We start from the raw sequence: 22,819 nt of genomic DNA, 5'->3' as shown, positions 1-22,819 counted from the left end.
TATGTTCTCCTTCCTTAATCTATTCTTTATCCCTTCGCTTAAGAGCACCTCTAAGCCATTGCCACTCATGAAAATGAAAGGCCAGTGTCCCTCCCATATATATCAAAGCCCCCAGAAGCATGACTATGAAGAGCCAGCCGCATCTTAAAAGCAACCCTGCATCTACTGGATAAGGACATAGAGATTTAAACTTCCACACTGTAAAAGCCATAGCGCCTAAAACTATGGAAATACGAAGGGTCCATTTTACGCCTAAAATGTCAAGAGGGTGATTAATGCTTCGGGCAAGAAGATACCCTCCTGCAAATGATGAGAAAGTGAACCCCAGGGAAGTGGCAAGAGCAAGTCCAGCAAAGCCCATAGGTTTGACAAGAAGCAAACAGAATACAACGTTGGATACCACGCTTGAGAGAGTCACGAGCAACGCCGATCTTGGGTTGCTTTGAGCATAGAGCCCCCGAAGAAAAACTGTCGTACAGGCCATTCCCGGGAGCCCCCAGGCATACATGGCCAGAGCTATACCAGTAGCGTGCCATGCCCACGCATTAAAAGCCCCTCGATAAAATAACAGGTTAACTACTTCATCAGAAACCAGCACAAGACCTATTGTCACTGGAAGAATAACAAAAAGGGCAAATCTTACCGCATCTCGCATTGTTTCTCGAAATTCCTTTTCATCTCCAACTGCGCAGCGGGAAAGTTCAGGAAGGACTGCCTGGGAGATGGCAATGACAAAAAGCCCCAGAGGAAGCTGTATCACTCTGTTAGCATAATTCAGCACAGAAATAGCGCCATCCTGGAGAAAAGAACCTAATACGCGGCTGATGACAGGATTAATCTGATTCAATGAGAGACCAGCTGCATAAGGGAAAAAAAGTTTCATCATTTTCCGTAATTCAGGATCTCTTGAATTCGGTTTTTCCGGTAATAGCAGAACTCCATTCCAGGCGCTCCAAACCCATTGAAGCACCATCTGACAGACCCCTCCTGCTAAAACAGCTATAATGAGGGTCCATATTCCTAGCCGCGACGCAGCGAAAAAGAGAATCAGAAGATATACCACATTGCTCAGGGCAGGAGCAATGGCCGGTACAAAGAATGAATCAAGACTATTTAGAACACCCATGGCCAATGCCGCCAAAGACACCAGAATTAAAAAAGGGAACATCCATTGCGTCATGGAAATTGCAAGTGAAGCTTTGACAGAGTCAAAACCTGGCGCCATAATTTTAACAAGAAATGGTGACAGGATAACGCCCGCGAAAACGACAGCTGTTCCAGCTACAAGGAGAATCCATAAAGCCTGTCTTGCCAAGTGAGATGCCTTTTCTTTCCCTCTTTGAACCAGGGATTGAGAAAATACAGGGACAAAAGCCGCGGACAGGGCTCCCTCTGCCAGCATTTGCCGTGAAAGGTTGGCAAGGGTATAGGCAACATAGAAAGCATCAAGCTGGCTTGACGCTCCAAAAAGTGCCGCCGTTACTATTTCTCGGGCTAGTCCTAGAATTCTGCTAGCAAATGTACCAACCATCATGACCAGGGCATGGCGAACCATTCGGGAAACACGAGAGGACATATAATACGCCTCCTGAAATAATAAGAGAAATGAGGTGCTTCTTTGGGTACTATAACACTTTGGGGTATTGGCAACCCACTTTTCGGCGATGATGGCGTGGGACCCTTTATCGCAAAAGAGCTGCATAAAAAAAGGGCTCTACATCCGATCACTGCCATAGACTGCGAAACTATACCTGAAAATTATATTGCCCCATTAAAACGGAACCTCCCAAATCTGCTTTTGATCGTTGACGCTGCAGATATGAATCTTCCGCCGGGATCTGTCCGTCGTATTCCACTCCATATGGTGGAGAACGTTTCTTTTAGTACTCACGGCCTCCCATTAGGGATGCTTCTTGAAGATATCGCTCAGAAAATTACAATTATCTATATTGGCATACAGCCTTTCAGCCAGAACCTGGGTGAATCTTTGTCCCAGAAGGTTAAGGACGCTGCTGAAAAACTGATTCTCATACTTGAAAAACAGCATTTTGAAAAAATTCCTTTGCTTTACCAGGAAAATCTGTCTCCTAAATAAAATTTTCTTGCCACTTCGCTCTGAGCCACCTCATCAGGAGAGCCTTCTATAACAATCTCTCCCTGATGAATCAGATATGTTCGGTCTGTAATGGCCAGAGTATCGCGGACATTATGATCTGTGAGTAATATTCCATATCCCTTTGCCCGAAGGCTCAGAATGATCTGCTGGATGTCGTAGACTGCGATAGGATCAATCCCGCTAAAAGGCTCATCTAACAAGAGGAAATCTGGCATTATAGAAAGGCACCGGGCTATTTCCACCCGCCTTCGCTCGCCGCCGCTGAGCGCATACCCAGGAATAGAAGCAAGAGATGTTAGCCCTAATTCTTCCAGGATATGGGAGACCATGGTTTCTATTTCTTTTTGGGGTTTTCCCAGCTCCTGCAGCACGATCTCAATATTTTCTTTTACTGTGAGGTTCCTGAAGATAGAAGCCTCCTGAGGAAGGTATCCTACTCCTATCCGAGCTCGGCGAAACATAGGAAAGGGGGTAATGTCCTTTGAGTCAATCATTACGCGCCCCGAATCTGGCTTTATAAGCCCGACTATCATATAAAACGTAGTCGTTTTACCAGCGCCATTAGGACCAAGAAGTCCTACGATTTCACCCATATGCACATCAAGATCCACTGATGAAACTACAGTTCTCCCTTTAAAGGCCTTACAAACCTTTCTGGCTTTAAGCGTCTTTGCGCCCATTATTGCTTTTTCCCTTCCTTATCCTGGATCTGAATTGTTATTTGTGGTTTTCCAGAAGCCAATATTTTCCCTGATTGAGGGGAATAAAGTATCTCTTCTGCTCTAAGGGTTCGTTCTGGCTGTACCGCAAGAGCATTCCCCCATACTTTTATATTATCCTGGGCCTTAGAATAAACCGCATTAGAGCCAGTTATACGTGTCTTCTGCCCATCTGTTTCTGTAATAACAATGACCACATCGCCTGACGCCTGTATGTCAGTGGTTTCCCCGTTAGAGATGTTCCCTTTAACAGTAGAAGCGGAAAGGAACATTTTTTGTTTCGTGTCTTCAAACTTTTTTACTTTTTTCGCAATGAAACTGCTTTCACTGACTTCCAATTCCTGGGCATCTATTATGCGTGCCCCCAAATATCCAGAAACATTTTCCCGAAGGGAGTATCTGCCTCCATTTGAAAGATGTCCTTCTAAAAAGACACTCGTAAGGTCAACAGGTTCGTTCTCCCATTTTCCAAAGATGTGAACCCCCCCAGATAAAATTACATGTCCCGTCTGGGAATTGCCTTCTCCCATTGGTGCTGTTATCTCTAACTCCATCCTCTGAATTCGCACATTGCCTTCGGCTGTAAAATCCCCCGTTCTGGAGTGATACACCATGGTATCAGCTGTTACATGAGCTTCTATTCCCCATAGGGCTCCTGCATAGATAAAAAGAAAGGCAATAACAGCACAAGCTCTCACATGCCTCAGGCCTTTTTTCATTAAGCTACACCACCCATAAAAAAATATGGTGTTAAAAACACCGTCGCTATTCTACCTTATATCAGTCACTGGAAGAAGACCTCTGTCTGGTGCTCTTCTCTTCTTTAAACTCCCACTCCAGCGCCTCTACTGCGTCATCCACATAAGATGCTGCTACCACGCAGGTTACAAAACACTCAGTCGCCAAAATCATATCGATATTGATTTCTCTGTGAGCTAGAGCTGAAAAAACCCTTGATGGAACTTTAGGGTCAAAATCCTGTGGGAAAACCGATACTTTGGCTATTTCAGTGTCAAAGGTCACACCTTGAGCGCCAATTTCCATAGAAACGGCACGACAAACTCGTATTGCCCCTTCAATTCCACTTTTCTGCACAAGGAAGGCTATATCGTTCACCTGCCCCCTCATTACGCTCTGTACAATCATTTCAACCTTAATATCCGCATCAGCAAGGGCTGCAAAAAGGGAAGCAGCTATGCCAGGGATGTCTGGTACTCCAAGCAAAGCGACCTTAGCCACATCCAAATTTTTCACAACTTGCCTGTTTGGCTTGTTCTCGTCTCTCTTCGTCATCTTAAAAATACCCTCCCTTCATTGTCAACAGCCTAAAAGATGCTCAAGCCTTCGCGATCTTCCCTCAATACGAAAAAGCGCGACCGGATACCATGTCGAGAAAAAATCGAACACATAAGTTTGGCAATATCTCCTGCCAATCCCCTGGCAAAAGCAATCATACTCGGGCCAGAACCGCTAATAGCCACTCCCGAACAATTTGGTGCATTTGAAAGCTCCCTTAATATTTCTTCTCCCCCAGGAAAAAGGCGGGCCCTAAAGGGCTGATGGAGGCGATCACCCATAGCCCAGGGAAGATTGCTCCAGTTTCCTGTACTCCATGAAGCCGCAAGAAGAGCAGCTCGGCTTATATTATAAACAGCATCTTTCAAAAAAACTTTCGTCGGGAGTGCTTCTCGTGCACTCTGAGTACTCACCCGAACTTCAGGCACTGCGACAACAGCCACCATGTCCTCAGGTAAAGGCGGCATTTTTACAAAGCGGATAATTCCTCCATCCACTCCACTGACAACCATCCCTCCCATACAGCACGGAACAACATTATCAGGGTGCCCCTCTAACTCTACCATAAGAGATAAAAGTTCATCCTTTTGAAGGGAATTTTCCCGTAATGTGTTTGCTATGGCAACACCTGCCACAATGGCCGTGGAGGAACTGCCAAGCCCCCGAGCCATAGGAATGGCGTTAAGAGAACACAAATCCAGACCCGGGGGATCAATCCCCCATTTGTTGCAGGCAAATTCATAACTCTGGATAAGAGCGTTGTTCTCTCTACCGAGTTCACCGCTCCCTTCTCCTATTATTTCAAGAACATAGGACCCCTTTTTTAAAAAAGCTCGCACATCAAAAAAGTTATACAGGGACAATCCCAGTCCCAACGTATCAAAACCTGATCCCAGATTAGCGCTGGAAGCCGGCACCTTCACCCTAAAGAGCCTCATAATCCTAAAACTCCTTTCAGAGCTTCCAACGTTCCCTCTGCTGAAATTGGCCCTGGTAAACCCTGAAGAGGGCTGTCAGGATCTTTCAATCCATTCCCTGTCAGAATAAGGACAATTCGCAATCCTTCAGATAATTTGCCAGCCCTCTTCTGTTTCAAGAGAAAGGCAAGAGGGGCACAAGAAGCAGGTTCTGCAAATACTCCATCCTGAGATGCCAATTCTCTTTGTGCCTCAAGAATCTCTGTGTCTGTTACAGCATCAAACTTCCCATTACTCATTTCTATTGCCCGAACGGCCTTCTCAGCATTCACTGGGTTTCCAATGCGAATCGCAGTTGCAACTGTTTCTGGTTTTTCTACTATCCGTCCAAGCACAAGGGGAGCGGCCCCCTCAGCCTGAACACCCATAAGGCGCGGCATCGAGTCAATCTTTCCTATTTCTTTGTAGTATTCCAGTCCTGCTGCATATGCACTAATATTTCCCGCATTCCCCACTGGCAACACAATCCAGTCAGGAGCTTTTTGCAACTCATCACAAATTTCCCATGCAGCAGATCTCTGCCCCCAGAGGCGATAGGGATTTATAGAGTTTACAAGAGTTATTTTTTTCGAAAGAGCTGCTTCTCGGGCCAGCTGTAATGCCTCATCAAAATTTCCCTTGACGGCGACAACCTTTGCCCCATAAATCAAGGCCTGTGTTAATTTTCCTAAAGCAACTTTTCCTGCGGGGAGTAAAACAAAGCAGGCCAAACCAGCAGAAGCAGCATAAGCAGCTGCAGAGGCAGATGTATTACCAGTAGAAGCGCATATAACCGCCGTTGTTTTTTCTTCAAGGGCTTTTGCGACAGCCATGACCATACCCCTGTCTTTAAAAGATCCCGTTGGGTTTAAGCCGTCAAACTTGGCCCAAAGTTCCACTTTTAATTCACGACTTAGATTTTTTAAGTGAATAAGAGGAGTGTCACCTTCCATGAGCGTTATACGGGGTGTCGCCCTTGTTAAGGGCAAATCTTTTTCGTATCGATGCAATATACCCTGCCTTGCCATTTCCTTACCTCCCAAAAATAAAAAGGCCCACATCTCTCCTTAATTTGGAGACGATGTGGGCTCACTCGCGGTTCCACTCCATTTCCGGACATGCCGGCTCTCTTTCCGCTATAGGGGCGGCTTCCCTGTGCCTTATCCCTCTGGCTTCGACACCTGCTCCGAGGTGGTCTTCATCCTGTCTTTCCGTGAAAAGCTCTCAGCCCGTGGCTTTTCTTCTCTGTTTCGGACGGGGACAAAACTACTCTCCTCTTCATCGCTTGCTACAAATCATTCGTATTTGAGGCAACTTTATATAATTACTTTACATGTCTGTCAAGAGCTGCACAGAATTTAATCTGAATAGTCTCCCCCATCCTTTAGAGAATGTCCCGGAGCTCGATCTTCTGTATAATCTGATCTTTTTCCCAAAATAGCCTGCTCGGGGGCGCCATTATGATCAGAGCGTTTTGCAATAACCTCGAGCACCCTGTCTGCTGAGTCCACAGCGTTAAAGGCTTTGATAAAGCGGCTGGCCCATTCCTCTGTTTCGTCGATAATACGGCCAATGATTTCAGGGGATTCCTCTAAGATCACGTTTCCTAGCGGAAGATTCGCTTTTTTATAGTTCCCATCTTTTCTGCTGTAGCTCTGACTGTCACACCACTCTACAATTTTCTGCCATGTCTTTTCTGAAACGCCGCGATGGGGTTCTTTAACATATGAACCGTTCTCTGCTATGGCATTTCCCGTATCAGAATCCATTTTTATCCCAAAGACAATATTCTGAAAAAGGGTTGCGACGTTCCCCTTATTGATTCCAAAATTAGCGAATTTAGCCACCTTCTCAATGGGAGTTCCTGAAATACCGTGCTGGGCTATAGAAACACCAAAGGGGCGAATAACATGAGCAATGTCCTGGGTACGCTGAAGATCAATTCCTTCCTGCTGTCCTGTATCGTACGTTCCATGAAGGCTTCCATTGGAAATAGCTAGAAGGTCAGGGAATATTCCCCATGAATTAAGTCCACCAATGAAGAATTGAGCCTCTTCAACTGTGGTTAATTCCCCTGGTCCCTTTATCTCGCCCACTTCTACTTCCAGTCCCAGATAGGGAGGAATGTGCATGGCTATGTCCCGAGTGAAGCAGAGGTTTTCCCAATCCGGCATATGGGAAGCATCTATAGCTACAGACGTCCAGCCTTTTTGAATCACAGATGGAAGATGCCCCACCGCTTTAAATAGATCCTTTTCAGACTTAATGGCATAATGGTCGACGTGAAGGCCAAAAACGATACCATGCCCTAATTCAGCGGAAGTTTTCACCGCATACTCGGGAAGATTATCAAAATTACCAGCGCAGTATGTTGATTCCGACTTTGCGATCTCAATAAATACAGCGGCATTTAATTTTTGAGCTGCTTTGAATACCCCTTTTATAGTTAGCGGATTTCTTGCATTAACTGCAAGGATGATAGCATTAGCTTCCCGAAAAGCCCTGACAATGTCCCGTCCGCTTACTAAGCCTACTTCTTCATTTTCCCATAAAGCCTGAACATTCAGGGGACGTTTCTTCAGCATCTCTTTATATGAGGCGCTGTTTTTTCTCATTTATTGTCACGCTCCTTGTATAATTTCATTTATCTTTTAATCTGGAATAAAGGAATCTACAGATGACATGCAATATAATACACTATACCATAAGGTTTCCAGCTAAAAAAAGAGAGGACATCTTAATAAGATGTCCTCTCTACAGACAAGTAGAACCTTTAACGAAGACCGCTCCACATAATCATGACGATAGCGATAGGAGCTAAAAAACGCAGTATTAAAAGCCATGGCGACATTAGCGCAAAATTGAGTCTGCCCTTATTAGAGATATCATCTTTAATTCTATCTGTTACAACCCACCCTACAAAAAGGCAAATCAGAAGACCGCCTGTAGTTAAAAGGATATTGTTGCACATCCAATCCATGGCATCGAGAAAACTTTTACCAAAGAGATTGATAGGGTAAGCCCCCTGGGACAGGGCTGATGGAACCCCAAAAAGAAAAATAGCCGTCCCCATAAGGAGTGAACTCTTCCCTCTGCTCCAGCCCAGTTCATCTTTACAGTAAGAAACAACAACCTCAAAAAGTGATACTGACGAGGTAAGGGCAGCTATAAAGAGAAGTACAAAAAAGAGCGCCGACCAAACCATGCCGCCCCACATCTTCGAAAAAACGGCTGGTAAGGTAATAAAAGTGAGGCCTGGCCCTGCTCCTGCATCGATACCAAAAGCAAAAACAGTAGGGAAGATTATTAATCCCGCAAGAAAAGCAACAAGGGTATCAAGAAAAGTAACTGTGACAACTGACTTTGGGATATTTTCATTCTTCCCAATATAGCTGCCAAACGTGATGAGGATTCCCATACCAAGTGAGAGAGAGTAAAAAGCCTGTCCAAGAGCATCTATAATAGTGCTTCCGGTGACTTTCGAAAAGTCTGGTTTAAGATAAAAAGCAATGCCTTTTGATGCTCCAGGAAGTGTCAAAGCCCTGGTAACAAGAACAAGCAGGACAATAAAAAGCCCAGGCATTAGAATTTTACTGGCACGCTCAATACCTTGCCCAACTCCTTTATACACTACAAGAACAACCATAAGCATAAAAACAAAAAAAGCCAGGAGAACTTGAGTGGGATTGGCGATAAAGCCTAAAAAGGAATCCTGAGCAGCTGATGTATCATGAAGCGACATGAGACCTGTGAAAGACTTAAAAATATAAGCAAAGGTCCACCCTCCGATGACAGCATAATAAGAGAGGATAATAAAAGCCACAGCCAGCCCCATCCAACCAACGAGAGGCCATACTCCACCTTTGAGCTCCCTGAAAGCCCCTACTGCATTCTTTTTTGCCGCGCGCCCGATGGCAAACTCTGCCAACATTACCGATGCCCCAATAGTAAATGCCAAAGCGATATATATCACTAGAAAGGCAGCCCCACCATTTTTCCCCGTAATGTAGGGAAAGCGCCAAATATTACCAAGACCAATTGCCGACCCCGCTGAAGCGAGTAGAAAGCCAATTCGACTTCCCCACTGCTCCCTTTCCATTTTTTCCTGTTTCATATAAAAATCCCTCCCTGAATATTGTTTGTATGTTCAAAACAAAAAACTCTACACGAAAATTCCCTTTACTTCTTTAAATGTTTAACTTTTTAAAAAATTAGTGTGATTGAATGGATGTATAAAAAAAGGGGTCGAACCCTGAAAGGGCCGACCCCCGAAAAGTCTGCTGGCTAAAAATCAAACGCCAGTAGGCACTCCGGAAGAGGACCCGCAGCTAATAATGACTAGAAGTATAATTATTATGTTAATTAATATATTTAGATTGACATTCACTGCTTTCCCCTCCTTGCCTCTGGTGTATTCTGTATCCTTAAAAGTGACGACATTCTACATATTATTTTTAAACTTGTCAAATTTTATTTTATTAAATATTTCAGAATTCTATCCCAAAAAGTATTTCTGAAAGAAGTCTTGACTTTCAAATTGATCATCTCGCCGCCCTGAAAAGGAAAGGGGGTTGCAGTTTCATAAAGACCATGATAATATACCCTTCGCTGCGTAAGATGCAGATGATATTGGGGAATGGTGCAACGGCAGCACGCCTGACTCTGGATCAGGTAATCCTGGTTCGAATCCAGGTTCCCCAGCCAGAAAACAAGGCCCCATCGACTAGCGGCCGAGGTCATCACCCTCTCAAGGTGGAGACACGGGTTCGAATCCCGTTGGGGCTGCCATAATAAATGCAAGAGGCCAGGTTCTACCTGGCCTCTTTTGTATTTACTCCATCCTAAAAAGTAACACGAGAAGAAAAAATCATCTACTCTACTTCTTCTTTCAGCCTCTCTTCCCAGGTAATAAACGAGTGGTAATAAATTTCGTCGCCATCATCAATACCACGGGTAATTTCTGTTATATGGGTATGGGCGGCACCAACCTGTTCAAGCACATATTTCACAGCAACCTCAGGCATGCTGTGCTCACCACAAGTATATATGTCAAGAGCCATATATTGTGCTTCAGGCCACGTATGAACAGATAGATGCGATTCGCTGATAACCACAACGCCGCTCACTCCATAGGGAGGGAATCGATGAAAGGACACGGACCAGACTTGGGTATTCGCTCTCTTCGCTGCTTCCACTAGGATTTCCTGCAAACGTTCAACTTGTCCGATAACGCCCCCACACCCTGAAGCCTCAACAATAAAGTGGTAACCCTTCGGTGACATTTACCCTCCTCCTCTTTATACAAACAAAATAGCCATTGGGCCAAGTGGAACAAGTATAGTACAAAAGAACATCAAAACACAAAAAAGAAAATATAAAAATATTGGAAACTTCAAACAGGCCTTAAAAGGAAAAAAGCAGCTGCGCAGTGCAGCTGCTTTAAATATTCTGGTGGAGCTAAGGGGGCTCGAACCCCTGACCTCTTGAATGCCATTCAAGCGCTCTCCCAGCTGAGCTATAGCCCCTCATTGCGAAACGTGAGTATTATAAGTAGCAGTGACAGTTCTGTCAACCTCCGAAATGGCCATTCTCTGCTTTCTATACAAAAAGAGTCCTAAGCACGATTGCCCTCCTGTAGAAGGGATGAGAGAATAATTATATATCACGTTGAAAAGGAGTTCTGACTATGGCACGTAAAAAGACAACAACAGCCTTATGGTGTATCTCCTCTATCATATTCCTATTGATATTTCAGGCTATTCCCGCTGAAGCCATAAGCAGGGGAATAATGGCCGAAGCAATCATCGAATCTCTGGCTATCCCAAGATGGACAGGAGAAGAACATTTCTCAGATGTGCCAGAAAACCACCCTGCATTCCCAGCTGTAGAAACAGCACGGGCATATGGCATTATCTTCCCAGGAGAACGATTCCATCCAGATCTAGAAGCGACTCGCATGGAAGCATTGCTTTTCGCCTTCAAAGCCATGGGTTGGTCTCACGAGGCAAGACTCATTAACTTTCTTGTCCCTAAGAATAATCCGCAGATACCTGAGTATATGATCCCATACCTAACTTTGGGAAAAGCATGTACTCCTTGTGCTCCTGAAGTTTTTCTATCTGATCCCCTGGAAAATCTAAACCCCCAGGATCTTCAAGAGCTAAAAGACTGGCTTATACAATGTCGACGTTCTATTAGTTGGGATCAGACTTTTCATGGAGAATACGCTTCCCTACGGGTCTGCCGTGAGAAAATTGGCACTCCGCCAAGTTCCTGGGCTATATTCATAAAGGAGTTCCAGGATAAAGAAAATGCCCTGTCCCTCCAAAAGAATTTATCAGAACAGGGTTTGTCGGCTTTTATGGCAAATACTGAATGTGCTTATGCTGTTTATGTTGGACCATACACAAATTATGTTAAAGCATGGGAAGTTCTCGCTAGAATACCCGCTGATCTGGCTGGACAAGTTGTTCCCTATAGCGAACAGGGAGGCAACGCGCTCTTCTGGGCTGCCATACAGATAAAGGACGAGCAATCTCCTTTTATTGTTACCGCCCATTCTTTAGGAAAATATATTCTCCCCCTAAGTCAAATGAATAAAGAGTTAAAAGCTGAAGGAGCTATAAATGGAGGTTTTTTTACAAAAGGGAAACCAATAGGAACGCTATTAATCAATGGCATTCCCCTCTTTCCTTCATATGAAAGGCGTTCCGCTGTGGGCTGGACTGCCAAGGGTAAAGCTCTCTTCGGAAGTGGCGAGTTTCGAGCCGTACTACGAAAAAATGACCGTATTGCGCCTATCGGCTCTTTAAACACTTTTCCGTCACAAAACGGTTTGGCTCTTTTCTCCCCGGAAGCTGGCGCCCTTCCCCGTCCTTTGCAATCTGACGCCGAGGCATTCTTACTTCAGCAAGGGGCCGTGAAAAAATTAAATCGAGGGGACAAAGCTCGGCGAATCGTGCCGGAAGGACATGTTCTTCTTGCTGCAAGGGGATATGGCATACAGATAGTTAATTCTCTGCTGGAACATGGGAATCCCCTCTCAATAGAAGTACAATGGAGAGATTCAGCAATGCGGGAAGCCATATTTGCCCTGCAGGGCGGCCCTATGCTTTTATTGGATGGACAACTTCAAACTAAAAATGAAGGGTTTTCAAAAGGTTTCCGAGAACGTAGACATCCTCGAACCCTTGTTGGCACTGATGGGAAGGCGCTCTGGTGGATTGTAGTAGATGGCCGAGACCCCTGGCACAGCAATGGAGTTACCCTTATGGAGGCAAGCCAGCTTGCACATAACCTAGGTCTCTCGACAGTACTAAATCTTGATGGTGGCGGTTCCTCCCAACTCCTGTGGAAAGGAGAAATCGTCAATGCCATTCCTGGAGGGAAGGAACGCCCTCTCCCTTACGGAATTTTCTTTGGCTCCAGAGAATGAAGCCTTACTTCTGTTTGTGGTATGGCCATAGGGATATTTGCCTCATCAAAAGCCTCTTTCACCCTCAGGCGATATTCCCTGGATAATGCCCACTGATCTCCTGGTGTCGTATCAAAAAGTGTTCTCAAAACCATGGAGCTGTCAAGAAAATCAAGAATACCCTGAACTGTGGGAGAGCCTATAAAAAGAGAGGAGTTTTCCCGCTGAAGTGTATGTGCTGTCTCTTCCATTATTTTCATTGCTTTCCGTACATCTGAATCGAAAGGAACTCGGATCTTGATCGCGGCGCGAGACCAGTTTTTAGTATAATTTGTAACGCCATTGATGCTTCCATTAGGAATAATAATGAGATTTCCATCAATATCGCGTAAATGGGTGGTGCGAAGAGTCAGTTTTTCTACTGTCCCACCTCCCATAGATGTATTTATCCAATCTCCCACTCCGTAATGGTCTTCTAAAACAACAAAAATACCATTTAAGAAATCACGAATAATATTCTGTGCAGCCATGGATATTCCCAAGCCCGCCAAGCCGACACCGGTCAAGATCGGAGTTATGTTGACACCAAAACTGCCAATGAGACTCAACACAAAAATAACGGCAATAAGCCACTTCACCACATTTAGAGTTATTCCTTTCAGTGTTTCGATCCGCTGTAGCGCCGCTGGCCTGCTTCCGTTTTTTCCGTTTTTCACCAGCCGCTTATGGAGCAGGTCAAAACCACGTGAGGTTGTCAAAGAAACTACTTTATTTACAATAATCCAGACAATAACAATCCCAATGGCAATGGCGATTTGATGAGCGAAGGGGAATGCCATTTTTAACTTATCCATCTTTTACTCTCCCGTAAGCCTGTTAAACTTTTGTTTTATCTTCAATGGTAAGGTCTGGTCGGTATTTGTTTACAATACACTGAAAGATCTCCCATTGATCACTTCGGAAGGGAATTTGCCATCCTTTCCCATCCTCTTTAAAAAAACGCGCATAGAATAAATTTTTTTTGCGGAGAATTGCGACAGACTGAACAGTTTCCCAAGGTAATACTTCTTGCCTTTTCTTCCCCCAGACTGTCCGGGCGTAAATTACCCCTTCTGAAGAAATACTCATCGAATTGTTGATCCCACCCATGGAAAGGCAAACTATCCCCACCAGAACATAGGGGAACATAAGCATAAGCCCCTTTATTTTCATAGAAAAAAGTTTGGCCATGCCTATAGCTAAAATAAGAAATCCCACAACGAAGGTTATCCCGCGCATCCATTTGGGAAAGGCGAAGCCAGATGTCAAGATGCTGGTTTCTTCAAGGGGAGGTTCGTTATTGAAACAAGAAGTCTTACTCAAACATTGAGGCGCTTTGTCAAACATTTTCACCATATCTCCCGCCTTGCGTCTAAACTATTTTAATCTGGGGCTGACGGATAAGGAATAGGAACATACTGTACAGATGGCCTTCCTATCCCCGACTGAGGATAGAGTTTCATAATATTGCAAACTTGAGAAGATAGATCTGTATTCACGGGCAAGCCGAGGGCTTGGGCTTCCTCTGCCGTAATCGGATAATCATGGGTCCATCGGCCTTCGGTCAGCACTAAAGCCAATTCTGTTGCTTTTTCATCACCCATTCGGTCTTTTAACAGATTGAACACAAAAGAGCGGGTCTGCTTTACAGCCTTCCGGCTCACGTCAGCAAGGATGAGAGTCGTATCCTCCACCTCTGATACAGGTTTCTCTTCTACGGCTCTGAGAATAGAGGCTGCCGGATATTGCCCTATCTGCGGATCTACAGGGCCAAGCACTGCATGTTTATCCATAAGAATTTCGTCTGCGGCAAGGGCTATGAGAGTGCCGCCAGACATAGCGTAATGGGGAACAACCACTGTAACCTTTGCTGGATGCTTCTTCAATGCATAAGCTATCTGCTCCGCAGCGAGGAGCAATCCCCCCGGGGTGTGTATAATAAGATCGATAGGGGTTCCTTCAGAGGTAAGGCGAATGGCCCTCAATACTTCCTCAGAATCTTCAATGTTGATGAAGTTGCGTGAGAACATCCCAAAAAAACCAACGCTCTCCTGACGATGGATAAGGGTTATGATCCTCGTCTTTCTGCGTTTTTCGCAGGCCCTTAGCGCGGTAATTCTTCGCCAATGTAAGATCTGCTGCCTCAATTGGGGGTAAATAAAAAAGAAGATGAACAATAAAAACCACGAATTAGAACTTCCCATGGGACACCTCCTTCATTATTTTAAGAAGAACCGTGCATGTTATTGTACAGGGGATGAAACGCTCTGTCAGCAGGAGAAAAAACAAAGGGGTTATTTTTTATGAAAGAAGGCGGCTCTAAACCGCCGCCTTCTTTTCTTTTTTCCTTTTTTGAGGTTTTGTACACTCAAAAGTCATTTCACCTTTGTCCTCATCAATAGAGACGAGACTTCCCTTCTTGATCTTGCCTTCAAGCAGCATGTCTGCCATCCGGTCTTCTATAAGCTGCTGAATTTTTCGCCGCAAGGGTCTGGCACCATATCTTGGGTTATAACCCTTTTCGAGAATAAACGCTTTTGCCTCTTCGCTAACCTTAATATCTATATCTTGATAACGCAACCGTTCCCTTACGTCGGATAACATGATATCAACGATAACAAGCATTTCCTTTTTGCTCAGAGGCCTGAAAACCACCATCTCATCTACTCGATTAATAAATTCAGGGCGAAATGTTTTTTGCACCGCATCCAAAATATCAGATTTAGTTTTATCCCAATCGAAATAACCATCCGCTTCTCCTGATATTGAGAATCCAAGGGATGTCCCTTTGACCCAATCTTTGGCCCCAATATTGCTGGTCATAATAATAACAGCATTCCTGAAGTCAACTGTATGACCCTGACCATCTGTAAGCCGACCATCTTCCAGAATTTGAAGCAAGATATTGAAAACGTCCTCATGGGCCTTTTCTATTTCATCAAACAACACTACTGAATAAGGACGTCGACGAATGGCCTCCGTAAGCTTTCCACCTTCATCGTACCCCACATACCCAGGAGGGGCCCCTATCAGTTTTCCTACTTCATGGCGTTCCATAAACTCGCTCATGTCAAGACGGATCATGGCGTCTTCGCTGCCAAAGAGAAAATCTGCCAATCTTCTGGCTAACTCAGTTTTACCGACGCCTGTGGGTCCTAAGAAAAGAAAACTGCCCACGGGACGACGGGGGTCTTTCATGCCGCTCCTCGCTCTACGTATAGCTCTGGCAACGGCACTAACCGCCTCTTCCTGGCCAATAAGCCGGCAATGTATCTCTTCCTCCATCCTAAGCAGTCGCTGGGTTTCTTCTTCTGTCAACTGAGTTACTGGAATATTCGTCCACTCGCTCACTATAGTGGCAATATCATCAAAAGAAACGAGAGGTTTCTCTTGATATCGCCTGGACTGCCAATCTTTTTTCTTCTCTTCGAGTTCCTCCGATATCTTCCGTTCAGTATCTCGTAAACGAGCAGCTTTTTCAAATTCCTGAGAGGTTACGGCAGCCTCTTTTTCTTTTCGAACCTCTTCAAGATCATGTTCTATATCTTTAAGATTTGCGGGAATCTCCATGGTTTTCAAGCGAGCTCGGGCAGCTGCTTCATCGATCAGGTCAATCGCCTTATCGGGAAGAAAACGCTCTGTAATATATCTTGATGAAAGGCGAGCGGCAGCGACAAGGGCATCGTCTGATATCTTTACCCTGTGATGGGACTCATATCGATCTCTGAGTCCCTCAAGTATGCTAATCGTATCGTCTACCGAGGGTTCCTCAACCATTACTGGCTGAAAGCGCCGTTCAAGGGCTGCGTCTTTTTCTATATATTTACGATATTCATCTAATGTAGTAGCGCCAATGACCTGAAACTCACCTCGCGATAAACTTGGCTTGAGTATATTGGCAGCATCCACAGCTCCCTCTGCGCCACCGGCACCGATTATGGAGTGAATCTCATCGATAAAGATGATAACATCCCCTGTTTCTCGAAGTTCTTTTAAGAGCTTTCTCATCCTCTCTTCGAATTCGCCGCGGTATTTTGTTCCGGCTACGAGATTTCCTATGTTCAGCTGAACTATTTTTTTCCCTCTCAAAATTTCAGCAATATTACCATCTTGAATCTTCTGTGCCAGTCCTTCCACTATTGCAGTTTTCCCTACTCCAGGATCCCCAAGAAGGACCGGGTTGTTTTTGGTTCGTCTGGCAAGAATTTGTATCACTCGCTGAATTTCTTTGTCTCGGCCTATAACGGGGTCAAGTTCGTCTTTTCGACTCTTTTCTGAAAGATCTATACCTAGCTGATCGAGAGTAGGGGTCTTGGAGTGCAGGCTCCTTTGCCCTTCGCCGGATAGATCTGGCTGTACCCCCCTATCTGCTTCGTTATTTGCTATGAAACGGCTTATTTCCCGCTGAACAATAACAGTATCTACACCTGAAGACAGAAGGATCTGAGCTGCCACACCTTCCCCTTCGGCCAAGAGACCGAGAAGCACATGCTCTGTGCCTACATAGTTAACTCCCATATTCCGAGCTTCTTTAATGGCAAGATCAAGCACTCGTTTTGCTCGTGGGCTCAACGGAAGATCAATAGGCTTTAATATAGGCTGTCCCTTTCCTACGAGTTCTTCTGTTTGCCGACGGACTTCCTGAAAGTTCACGCCAAGTGAATTGAGAACCTGAGCAGCGACACCCTCTCCTTCTACGAGAAGGCCAAGAAGGATATGCTCTGTTCCGATTACGTCGTGCCCCATCCGAAGAGCCTCTCTATGGGCAAGCTGAACTACTTTTTTGCCCCGTTCCGTAAAAAACTGCCACATGGTTTTCCACCCTTTCAAATAATGCTCTTATGCAAGGGCCAGACCTCGAAGCATTCGTTTTAAGATCTCGGCCTGCAAAGCATTTCGCTTGTAAGGAGATACATCGAAATCAGAGCTGGCCACTTCATCTAAAAACCTCATCGCCACTTCTATCACGAGACGTTCTCTCGCAGAAAGAAGCTCTCTGTCCTGAAGGGCAGCTAAAAGACGTTTTGCATCCTGTTCACTTACAGCATTACCCACTATATCTTCAATATGACTTATCTTTTCTTCCGGCACATCGTAACAGATACGAACTATGCGGATATAACCATGTCCCCCACGCTGGCTTTCTACTATATATCCTCTTTCAGGAGTGAAACGGCTTCTTAAAACGTAGTTGATCTGACTCGGGACACAACCGAAGAATTCCGCAAGGTCTTTACGTCGTAAAGAAATAGCTTCTTCTTCCATTTCTTCTTGAAAAAGCTTATTAATATAATCTTCAATAACCTCAGTCAGGCTCGACATAACACAAACCTCCTACCCTGAATCGTTGGTGTTCTTATTGTAGAGAATTGGTCAATATTAGTCAAGGTTGTTTCAGAATTAGGGGGGATAGATTATTTTTTGCCTACTTGGTTCTCTTCTCCGCTGCGTATACGTTTTATGTTCTCTTTGTGGCGGACAAGAGCCAGAAAAGCCATGGAGAGAACTGCCAAAACATGAGAAGAATCCATTTTAAGGGTTATGAAAATAAGGGGAAGGCTGAAAAGAGATGCTATTGAAGCCACAGACACATACCTTGAAATTTTCAAGGTTCCATACCATATTATGCCAGCTGCCAAAGCAGCATAGGAGCTATAGGGAGGTATCATAAAGAAAACCACACCAAAGGTCGTCGCCACACCCTTGCCGCCTTTGCCTTTAAGCCATATGGGGAAATTATGCCCGCATACACTAGCAAATGCCATTAGAGCGAGAAGCGAGGAGCCTTCCACTTTCATAGATCTTGCTAAAACAAGCACCATTCCGCCTTTAATCATATCTATAATCGTCACGATAATTGCCCATTTTTTCCCCATCCGACGTCCAACATTAGTGGCGCCTATGTTCCCAGAACCAAATGTGCGGATATCTTCACCACAAAATAATTTAACAAAGACATATCCTGTGGGGAAAGATCCTGCTAAATATGCAATTAGAATCCACATCCAGTTTGTCATTGTTACCTCCTTAGAACAAATGCATCCACAACAACAGCACCCTTTTTCTTTACAAAAACAGGGTTTATTTCCAATTGAACAAGCCTAGTTTCAGTACACGCCAATCTTGAAAGGCTGGCCACCATTTTAGCAAATGCCGCCACATCATAACCAGGGCGCCCCCAAACCCCGCGTAAAAGAGAGTATCCCTTCAATTCTCTAATCATCGCCATAGCACTTTCTTCGTCCACAGGAGCAACTCTCATGACAAAATCCCGAACGGCACTCGCGTATATACCTCCGAGGCCAACAGATAGTACCGCTCCAAAGACAGTATCCCGTTTGATCGCAACAGTACACTCTATACCGTCCTCGAGCATCTCCTGAACAAGTACCCCCCTGATATCCGCTGCTGGGTTAGCCAGTCTGGCTTTTTCCAAGGTGCGGCCATAGGCATTTCTAAGTTCCTCTTCCCCTCTCAAATTTAATGCTATTATTCGGGCTTCACTTTTATGGACGATATTCGGAGACATCACCTTGAGGGCAACTGGATAGCCAATAGTTTCTGCTGTTTCAATAGCTTCTTCCAATGAGTGGCACAAATATTCTTTGGTAATATCTATATTGTGAAAAGCAAGAAGTCGTTTCGCATCATATTCTGTCATGCTTTGGGGGAGGTCAGGGAGTCCTTCTTTCTCTTCCGCCACAGCACACTCCTCACAACTTACAGGCATTGATGCTTCAAGAGAAGGGATGCCGACACTCAAGCCCGCTAAGGCTCGAGCACATCGTCTTGGGCTGGTAAAAAAGGGAATACCTTCTTCCTTTAACATTTCCCTCACTTCTTCTTCCTCTATGCCTCCCATAGAACAACACACCACCGGGTGCTTTCTATCCCTGACCACATCAAGCAACGCTGCCATAATATTTCGCACTTCTTCTCCCCGGCTTTCTGTTAAAACAGCAGCTATTATGTCCAAATTGGGAGAGTTCATCAGACGTCGGAGCAGGTAGGTTACATATTCTGCCCCCTCCATTCCAAGGGAAGCCAAATCGATAGGGTTATTTACATAAACATCAGAAGGGAGGCTTTTTTTCAGCTCTCTTTGAAGATCTTCGGGAACTGATGGCACCTTCAGCCCCTCTTCAAAACAATTATCAGAAAAGGCAATGCCTGCTCCTCGGGAAGGAGAAACAATGATAGTTTTTCGCCCAGCAGGGGGGAGGAAGGAATTATAGACACAGGCCAGGTCTATTATTTCATCTGTGTCACGCAGGGGAAGAATTCCAAACTGCTTAAATGCAGCACTCCAAATTGCCGCATTCCCTGCACCAGCCGATACATGACTTGAAATAGCCTGGCGAGATGAAACATTCTGCCCGGCTTTAAGAACTCCAAGGCGTACTCCCCTCAGATTGGCTTCACGAGCCATTCTTAAAAAAGCTACTCCGTCACGCAATCCCTCCAGACAGAAAAGCATTAACTTTACACAAGGATCATTTAGAATCCATGTTCCAACCTCAGCCAAATCTATATCTGATGTCCCACCTGTTGTTATCACATATCGAAAGCCTGTCCCTGCTAATCGAGCAGCAGAAGCAACAGCAAAGCCCAAATCCCCACTTTGCGAAATAAGCGCTACTTTCTCGTATTGATCTTTGCTGAAGCACCCTTGAAAAGGAGAAATAACAATCTTATCTTTTAAATTGATAAATCCCATGGAATCCGGACCTATAATGCGTAATGCGCTTTTCGAAAGTATTCGACTGACTGTCTCTTTATCTTTTTGACTCCACACTCCACTTTGTTCCGATGCAAGGAGCATGGCATAAGGAATATTTTCTTCTCCGCATCTGCCAAGCCAGTAAGGCAAACGACATGTCGCCACGTCTAAAATGGCTAAATCCACCTGTTGAAAAGTGGCTTCTTCATTTTTAATCTCAATAACGGGGCCATTAAAAGAAGACTCCTGAAGGGTCTTCTCAGCTCTTGCAGCCGCTCCGCTCCATGCAAGCCCCTCTCCTATTAACGCAATGGAGCGGGGATTAAACAATCTGTCAAATTTTGCCTCAGACATTGTGATGATCAATCCTTCCTCTTTTCACTACTGTGGTTTTATATTAAAATATGTTATCAGAAGTATAATCATCCTCTGCTTTCAACTGCTGAGATTTCTCCAGCATAACCAGAATTCTCTCTTTTATCCTCTGCTTATGAGATCCTGACCAATAGACCTTTCCGCACTTTGGACATTCGGTAAACTCATTATAGAACAACCGCGTAAGAGGCTCCAGGCGATCAAGAACATCTTCCTTTTGGACGGGGCGAAGAGTCTCGTTACAAAAACTGCATCTGCTAAAAGGAAAAAGCCACGATTTTAGATTATAAAACTTTATAACCTCAAATAGCTGGGCCCAGGGCCTTTCCTCGCGAATAAGCCGTCCATAGGTTATTATTTTTCGCTTTAACAAGGAACGGTCTCTCGTTATTACAATTCTCCCTTCATCTTTAGAAATAGCAGCAATATCCTTATCACGCCATGCATGGTTGTAAACAGTATCAAGCCCCATCAATCGAAGAAGGGATCCTAGTCTGGCTACATTAATGTCAACTACAAAAGAAGGCCGCTCAAGAGGTACTGGCCTTAAAAGTGTCGCTTTAGTAACATCAACTGGCGGGGAAAACGGCAATATACATGCCTTGTCTCTATCCTTCAAAAGATAATTAAAATCAACAGAAATTCCGTTAACCAGAATCTCCCCCACCTCAGTGTGAGGCACACCCAAAGCCTCCACACCGTCTTTTACGGAGGTAAGCCTTTGCAAGGGAAAATTAAGAGGCGTCATTTCTTCTTTTGAAGGATAAAAAAAATACGAGAAACTTGGCGAGAAAGCTATTTGTGCCTTCATTGGTGCAGCCCCCCATCTTTCACGCTTTTTAAATTCTTTTCCCACTAATATTTTTATATTATAATCGTTTCATGAGATGTATACTGGTTGTTCTCGATGGATTGGGAGATAAAGGAATAGCCCCCCTGGAAGGGAAGACACCCCTTCAGGCAGCTCGAACTGTCAATCTGGATCGTATTGCGGCATCAGGCACATGCGGCCTCTATCATAGTTGCCTGCAAGGTCAGGCTTTGCCAAGTGAAATGGCCCACTTTATAATGTTTGGCTATGATCTCGCCTTCTTCCCCGGGAGAGGGTACATCGAAGCCAGGGCAGAGGGGGTTCCTGTAAGAGATGGCGACGTGTCCTTGCTTTCTCGCACTTTCTCAGTAGACAAAAAAGAAAACCTCTTTATCTTGAAGATTGAAAAGATGAATCCTGATCCTTCCGTATTAAAACCACTTCATGACGCTATCAGGTTCTATAGAAAGGACAACATAGAGATCGAATTTATTCCCACCACTGGTATCGCCGGGCTCTCCATCATGCGGGGACCTGGGCTTTCCTCGGAGGTAACAGACTCCAATCCTATCTATGAAGAACGGCCTATTATGCAAGTTCTCCCCAGAGAAGACACAAAGAATTTCAAAAAAGCACATTACACCGCTGAAATTCTTAATGACTACATGAGGTGGTCCTATGAGATTTTGTCTTCCCATCCTATAAACAGCAAAAGAGAGAGGGACAACGAACCTCCAATAAATTTTATAGGTCTTCAGCGAGCTGGGCAATACCGCCCTCTTATACCTTTCCACCAGAAATGGGGGCTTCGGGCACTCTGCATAGCTTCCGGTGCCATCTATCATGGCTTGTGTTCTATTCTTGGCATGGATATCCTTCGTGTAAGTGACACAGATGCCCCTGAGAAAGACCTTGAAGAACGGCTTCGCACAGCCTATGAAGCGACAGATTATGATTTTATCTATGTTCATACTAAGGCAACAGATGAAGCGGCTCACAAAAGAAGCTATCAAAAGAAAATAGATGTGATAGAGGCCCTGGACAAGGCTTTTAAATTCGCTTATGAGGTAATAGTTCCTGATGACGAGGTACTGTTTATCGTAACCTCTGACCATTCTACCGCCAGTGTAGGAAACATGATTCACTCTGGAGAAACTGTGCCCATCATTATGAGTGGACGTTATACTCGAAAAGACTCCGTACAAGTCTTTGATGAAATAAGTTGTGCCGCAGGCGGATTGGGATTGTTGCGAGGGCATGAGCTCATGTATATGACCCTAAACCTTCTAGATAGAGGGAAGCTCGCAGGACTCATGGATTCACCAGTAGACCAACCGTATTATCCCGGCCCATACATCCCATTGAGAGGGTGA

General features: G+C 44.8%; 20 protein-coding genes and 3 tRNA genes. 5 read left to right on the top strand and 18 right to left on the bottom strand.

Annotation, left to right across the window (positions count from 1 at the left end):
- Window positions 1-19: 19 nt before the first annotated feature.
- Window positions 20-1,576, bottom strand: coding sequence for a murein biosynthesis integral membrane protein MurJ (gene murJ / locus AMICO_RS02910; protein ID WP_013047979.1), 1,557 nt, complete (start codon window positions 1,574-1,576; stop codon window positions 20-22).
- Between the two features lie 42 nt (window positions 1,577-1,618).
- On the opposite strand from murJ, the gene AMICO_RS02905 reads away from it, so the two are divergent.
- Window positions 1,619-2,095, top strand: coding sequence for a hydrogenase 3 maturation endopeptidase HyCI (locus tag AMICO_RS02905; RefSeq protein ID WP_013047978.1), 477 nt, complete (start codon window positions 1,619-1,621; stop codon window positions 2,093-2,095).
- Here AMICO_RS02905 and lptB read toward each other — a convergent pair.
- From lptB to AMICO_RS02870, 7 genes are all read right to left on the bottom strand, one after another.
- On the bottom strand, window positions 2,068-2,796 hold the full coding sequence (gene lptB, locus AMICO_RS02900; protein ID WP_013047977.1) for an LPS export ABC transporter ATP-binding protein: 729 nt from the start codon (window positions 2,794-2,796) through the stop codon (window positions 2,068-2,070). The two genes, AMICO_RS02905 and lptB, sit on opposite strands and share 28 nt — an antisense overlap.
- Window positions 2,796-3,554, bottom strand: a complete 759-nt coding sequence (locus AMICO_RS02895; protein ID WP_013047976.1) for an LptA/OstA family protein — start codon at window positions 3,552-3,554, stop codon at window positions 2,796-2,798. Before AMICO_RS02895 ends, lptB begins: the two co-directional genes overlap by 1 nt.
- A 61-nt stretch (window positions 3,555-3,615) precedes the next feature.
- Window positions 3,616-4,128 (bottom strand): ACT domain-containing protein, encoded by a 513-nt coding sequence (locus tag AMICO_RS02890; protein WP_052292794.1) that lies wholly within the window; start codon window positions 4,126-4,128, stop codon window positions 3,616-3,618.
- 32 nt (window positions 4,129-4,160) lie between these two features.
- Window positions 4,161-5,069 (bottom strand): homoserine kinase, encoded by a 909-nt coding sequence (gene thrB, locus AMICO_RS02885; protein WP_013047975.1) that lies wholly within the window; start codon window positions 5,067-5,069, stop codon window positions 4,161-4,163.
- Entirely contained in the window at window positions 5,066-6,115 is a 1,050-nt protein-coding gene (gene thrC / locus AMICO_RS02880; RefSeq protein WP_013047974.1) for a threonine synthase, read from the bottom strand. Before thrC ends, thrB begins: the two co-directional genes overlap by 4 nt.
- A gap of 330 nt (window positions 6,116-6,445) precedes the next feature.
- Window positions 6,446-7,702 carry a class II fructose-bisphosphate aldolase gene (locus AMICO_RS02875; RefSeq protein WP_013047973.1) on the bottom strand — a complete coding sequence of 419 codons (1,257 nt, stop codon included), beginning with the start codon at window positions 7,700-7,702 and terminating at the stop codon, window positions 6,446-6,448.
- Window positions 7,703-7,860: 158 nt separating this feature from the next.
- Window positions 7,861-9,201: a sodium-dependent transporter gene (locus AMICO_RS02870; protein ID WP_013047972.1), complete on the bottom strand. Its 1,341-nt coding sequence runs from the start codon at window positions 9,199-9,201 to the stop codon at window positions 7,861-7,863.
- A 516-nt stretch (window positions 9,202-9,717) separates the two neighbouring features.
- Between AMICO_RS02870 and AMICO_RS02865 the strand changes: the two genes are divergently transcribed.
- Together AMICO_RS02865 and AMICO_RS02860 are read left to right on the top strand one after the other, a co-directional pair.
- Window positions 9,718-9,791 (top strand) — tRNA-Gln (locus AMICO_RS02865).
- An 8-nt stretch (window positions 9,792-9,799) separates the two neighbouring features.
- Window positions 9,800-9,875 (top strand) — tRNA-Glu (locus AMICO_RS02860).
- A gap of 83 nt (window positions 9,876-9,958) precedes the next feature.
- Here AMICO_RS02860 and speD read toward each other — a convergent pair.
- Window positions 9,959-10,369: an adenosylmethionine decarboxylase gene (gene speD, locus AMICO_RS02855; RefSeq protein WP_013047970.1), complete on the bottom strand. Its 411-nt coding sequence runs from the start codon at window positions 10,367-10,369 to the stop codon at window positions 9,959-9,961.
- A gap of 167 nt (window positions 10,370-10,536) precedes the next feature.
- Window positions 10,537-10,612, bottom strand: a tRNA-Ala gene (locus tag AMICO_RS02850).
- Between the two features lie 161 nt (window positions 10,613-10,773).
- On the opposite strand from AMICO_RS02850, the gene AMICO_RS09840 reads away from it, so the two are divergent.
- A complete protein-coding gene (locus AMICO_RS09840) occupies window positions 10,774-12,522 on the top strand; it encodes a phosphodiester glycosidase family protein (protein WP_013047969.1) in 1,749 nt (582 codons plus the stop codon).
- Here the strand turns inward: AMICO_RS09840 and AMICO_RS02830 are convergent.
- The 8 genes from AMICO_RS02830 to AMICO_RS02795 form a co-directional block, all read right to left on the bottom strand.
- Window positions 12,492-13,355, bottom strand: a complete 864-nt coding sequence (locus AMICO_RS02830) for a mechanosensitive ion channel family protein (RefSeq protein WP_013047968.1) — start codon at window positions 13,353-13,355, stop codon at window positions 12,492-12,494. The genes AMICO_RS09840 and AMICO_RS02830 overlap by 31 nt on opposite strands.
- Before the next feature lie 22 nt (window positions 13,356-13,377).
- Window positions 13,378-13,887: a PH domain-containing protein gene (locus AMICO_RS02825; RefSeq protein WP_041459317.1), complete on the bottom strand. Its 510-nt coding sequence runs from the start codon at window positions 13,885-13,887 to the stop codon at window positions 13,378-13,380.
- 35 nt (window positions 13,888-13,922) lie between these two features.
- On the bottom strand, window positions 13,923-14,744 hold the full coding sequence (locus AMICO_RS02820) for an SDH family Clp fold serine proteinase (RefSeq protein ID WP_013047966.1): 822 nt from the start codon (window positions 14,742-14,744) through the stop codon (window positions 13,923-13,925).
- 115 nt (window positions 14,745-14,859) lie between these two features.
- Entirely contained in the window at window positions 14,860-17,352 is a 2,493-nt protein-coding gene (locus AMICO_RS02815; RefSeq protein WP_013047965.1) for an ATP-dependent Clp protease ATP-binding subunit, read from the bottom strand.
- 27 nt (window positions 17,353-17,379) lie between these two features.
- Window positions 17,380-17,862, bottom strand: a complete 483-nt coding sequence (locus AMICO_RS02810; RefSeq protein WP_013047964.1) for a CtsR family transcriptional regulator — start codon at window positions 17,860-17,862, stop codon at window positions 17,380-17,382.
- Window positions 17,863-17,954: 92 nt separating this feature from the next.
- Window positions 17,955-18,557, bottom strand: coding sequence for a glycerol-3-phosphate 1-O-acyltransferase PlsY (gene plsY, locus AMICO_RS02805; RefSeq protein WP_013047963.1), 603 nt, complete (start codon window positions 18,555-18,557; stop codon window positions 17,955-17,957).
- 2 nt (window positions 18,558-18,559) lie between these two features.
- Window positions 18,560-20,614, bottom strand: coding sequence for an acetate--CoA ligase family protein (locus AMICO_RS02800; RefSeq protein WP_013047962.1), 2,055 nt, complete (start codon window positions 20,612-20,614; stop codon window positions 18,560-18,562).
- Window positions 20,615-20,657: 43 nt separating this feature from the next.
- Entirely contained in the window at window positions 20,658-21,446 is a 789-nt protein-coding gene (locus tag AMICO_RS02795) for a Mut7-C RNAse domain-containing protein (protein ID WP_013047961.1), read from the bottom strand.
- Window positions 21,447-21,517: 71 nt separating this feature from the next.
- Between AMICO_RS02795 and apgM the strand changes: the two genes are divergently transcribed.
- Window positions 21,518-22,819 (top strand): BPG-independent phosphoglycerate mutase family protein, encoded by a 1,302-nt coding sequence (apgM, locus tag AMICO_RS02790; protein ID WP_013047960.1) that lies wholly within the window; start codon window positions 21,518-21,520, stop codon window positions 22,817-22,819.

Source organism: Aminobacterium colombiense DSM 12261 (assembly GCF_000025885.1).
In the GTDB taxonomy this organism is placed as follows: Bacteria; Synergistota; Synergistia; order Synergistales; family Aminobacteriaceae; genus Aminobacterium; species Aminobacterium colombiense.
The sequence above is the reverse complement of the archived record's forward strand: the minus strand, read 5'-3'. Positions and strand labels throughout refer to the sequence as shown.

Bases quoted from the DNA above. Each gene is read 5' to 3' on its own strand.
- murJ (WP_013047979.1), bottom strand. From the start codon at position 1,576: ATGTCCTCTCGTGTTTCCCGAATGGTTCGCCATGCCCTGGTCATGATG.
- lptB (WP_013047977.1), bottom strand. From the start codon at position 2,796: ATGGGCGCAAAGACGCTTAAAGCCAGAAAGGTTTGTAAGGCCTTTAAA.
- AMICO_RS02895 (WP_013047976.1), bottom strand. From the start codon at position 3,554: ATGAAAAAAGGCCTGAGGCATGTGAGAGCTTGTGCTGTTATTGCCTTT.
- AMICO_RS02890 (WP_052292794.1), bottom strand. From the start codon at position 4,128: ATGACGAAGAGAGACGAGAACAAGCCAAACAGGCAAGTTGTGAAAAAT.
- thrB (WP_013047975.1), bottom strand. From the start codon at position 5,069: ATGAGGCTCTTTAGGGTGAAGGTGCCGGCTTCCAGCGCTAATCTGGGA.
- thrC (WP_013047974.1), bottom strand. From the start codon at position 6,115: ATGGCAAGGCAGGGTATATTGCATCGATACGAAAAAGATTTGCCCTTA.
- AMICO_RS02875 (WP_013047973.1), bottom strand. From the start codon at position 7,702: ATGAGAAAAAACAGCGCCTCATATAAAGAGATGCTGAAGAAACGTCCC.
- AMICO_RS02870 (WP_013047972.1), bottom strand. From the start codon at position 9,201: ATGAAACAGGAAAAAATGGAAAGGGAGCAGTGGGGAAGTCGAATTGGC.
- speD (WP_013047970.1), bottom strand. From the start codon at position 10,369: ATGTCACCGAAGGGTTACCACTTTATTGTTGAGGCTTCAGGGTGTGGG.
- AMICO_RS09840 (WP_013047969.1), top strand. From the start codon at position 10,774: ATGGCACGTAAAAAGACAACAACAGCCTTATGGTGTATCTCCTCTATC.
- AMICO_RS02830 (WP_013047968.1), bottom strand. From the start codon at position 13,355: ATGGATAAGTTAAAAATGGCATTCCCCTTCGCTCATCAAATCGCCATT.
- AMICO_RS02825 (WP_041459317.1), bottom strand. From the start codon at position 13,887: ATGTTTGACAAAGCGCCTCAATGTTTGAGTAAGACTTCTTGTTTCAAT.
- AMICO_RS02820 (WP_013047966.1), bottom strand. From the start codon at position 14,744: ATGGGAAGTTCTAATTCGTGGTTTTTATTGTTCATCTTCTTTTTTATT.
- AMICO_RS02815 (WP_013047965.1), bottom strand. From the start codon at position 17,352: ATGTGGCAGTTTTTTACGGAACGGGGCAAAAAAGTAGTTCAGCTTGCC.
- AMICO_RS02810 (WP_013047964.1), bottom strand. From the start codon at position 17,862: ATGTCGAGCCTGACTGAGGTTATTGAAGATTATATTAATAAGCTTTTT.
- plsY (WP_013047963.1), bottom strand. From the start codon at position 18,557: ATGACAAACTGGATGTGGATTCTAATTGCATATTTAGCAGGATCTTTC.
- AMICO_RS02800 (WP_013047962.1), bottom strand. From the start codon at position 20,614: ATGTCTGAGGCAAAATTTGACAGATTGTTTAATCCCCGCTCCATTGCG.
- AMICO_RS02795 (WP_013047961.1), bottom strand. From the start codon at position 21,446: ATGAAGGCACAAATAGCTTTCTCGCCAAGTTTCTCGTATTTTTTTTAT.
- apgM (WP_013047960.1), top strand. From the start codon at position 21,518: ATGAGATGTATACTGGTTGTTCTCGATGGATTGGGAGATAAAGGAATA.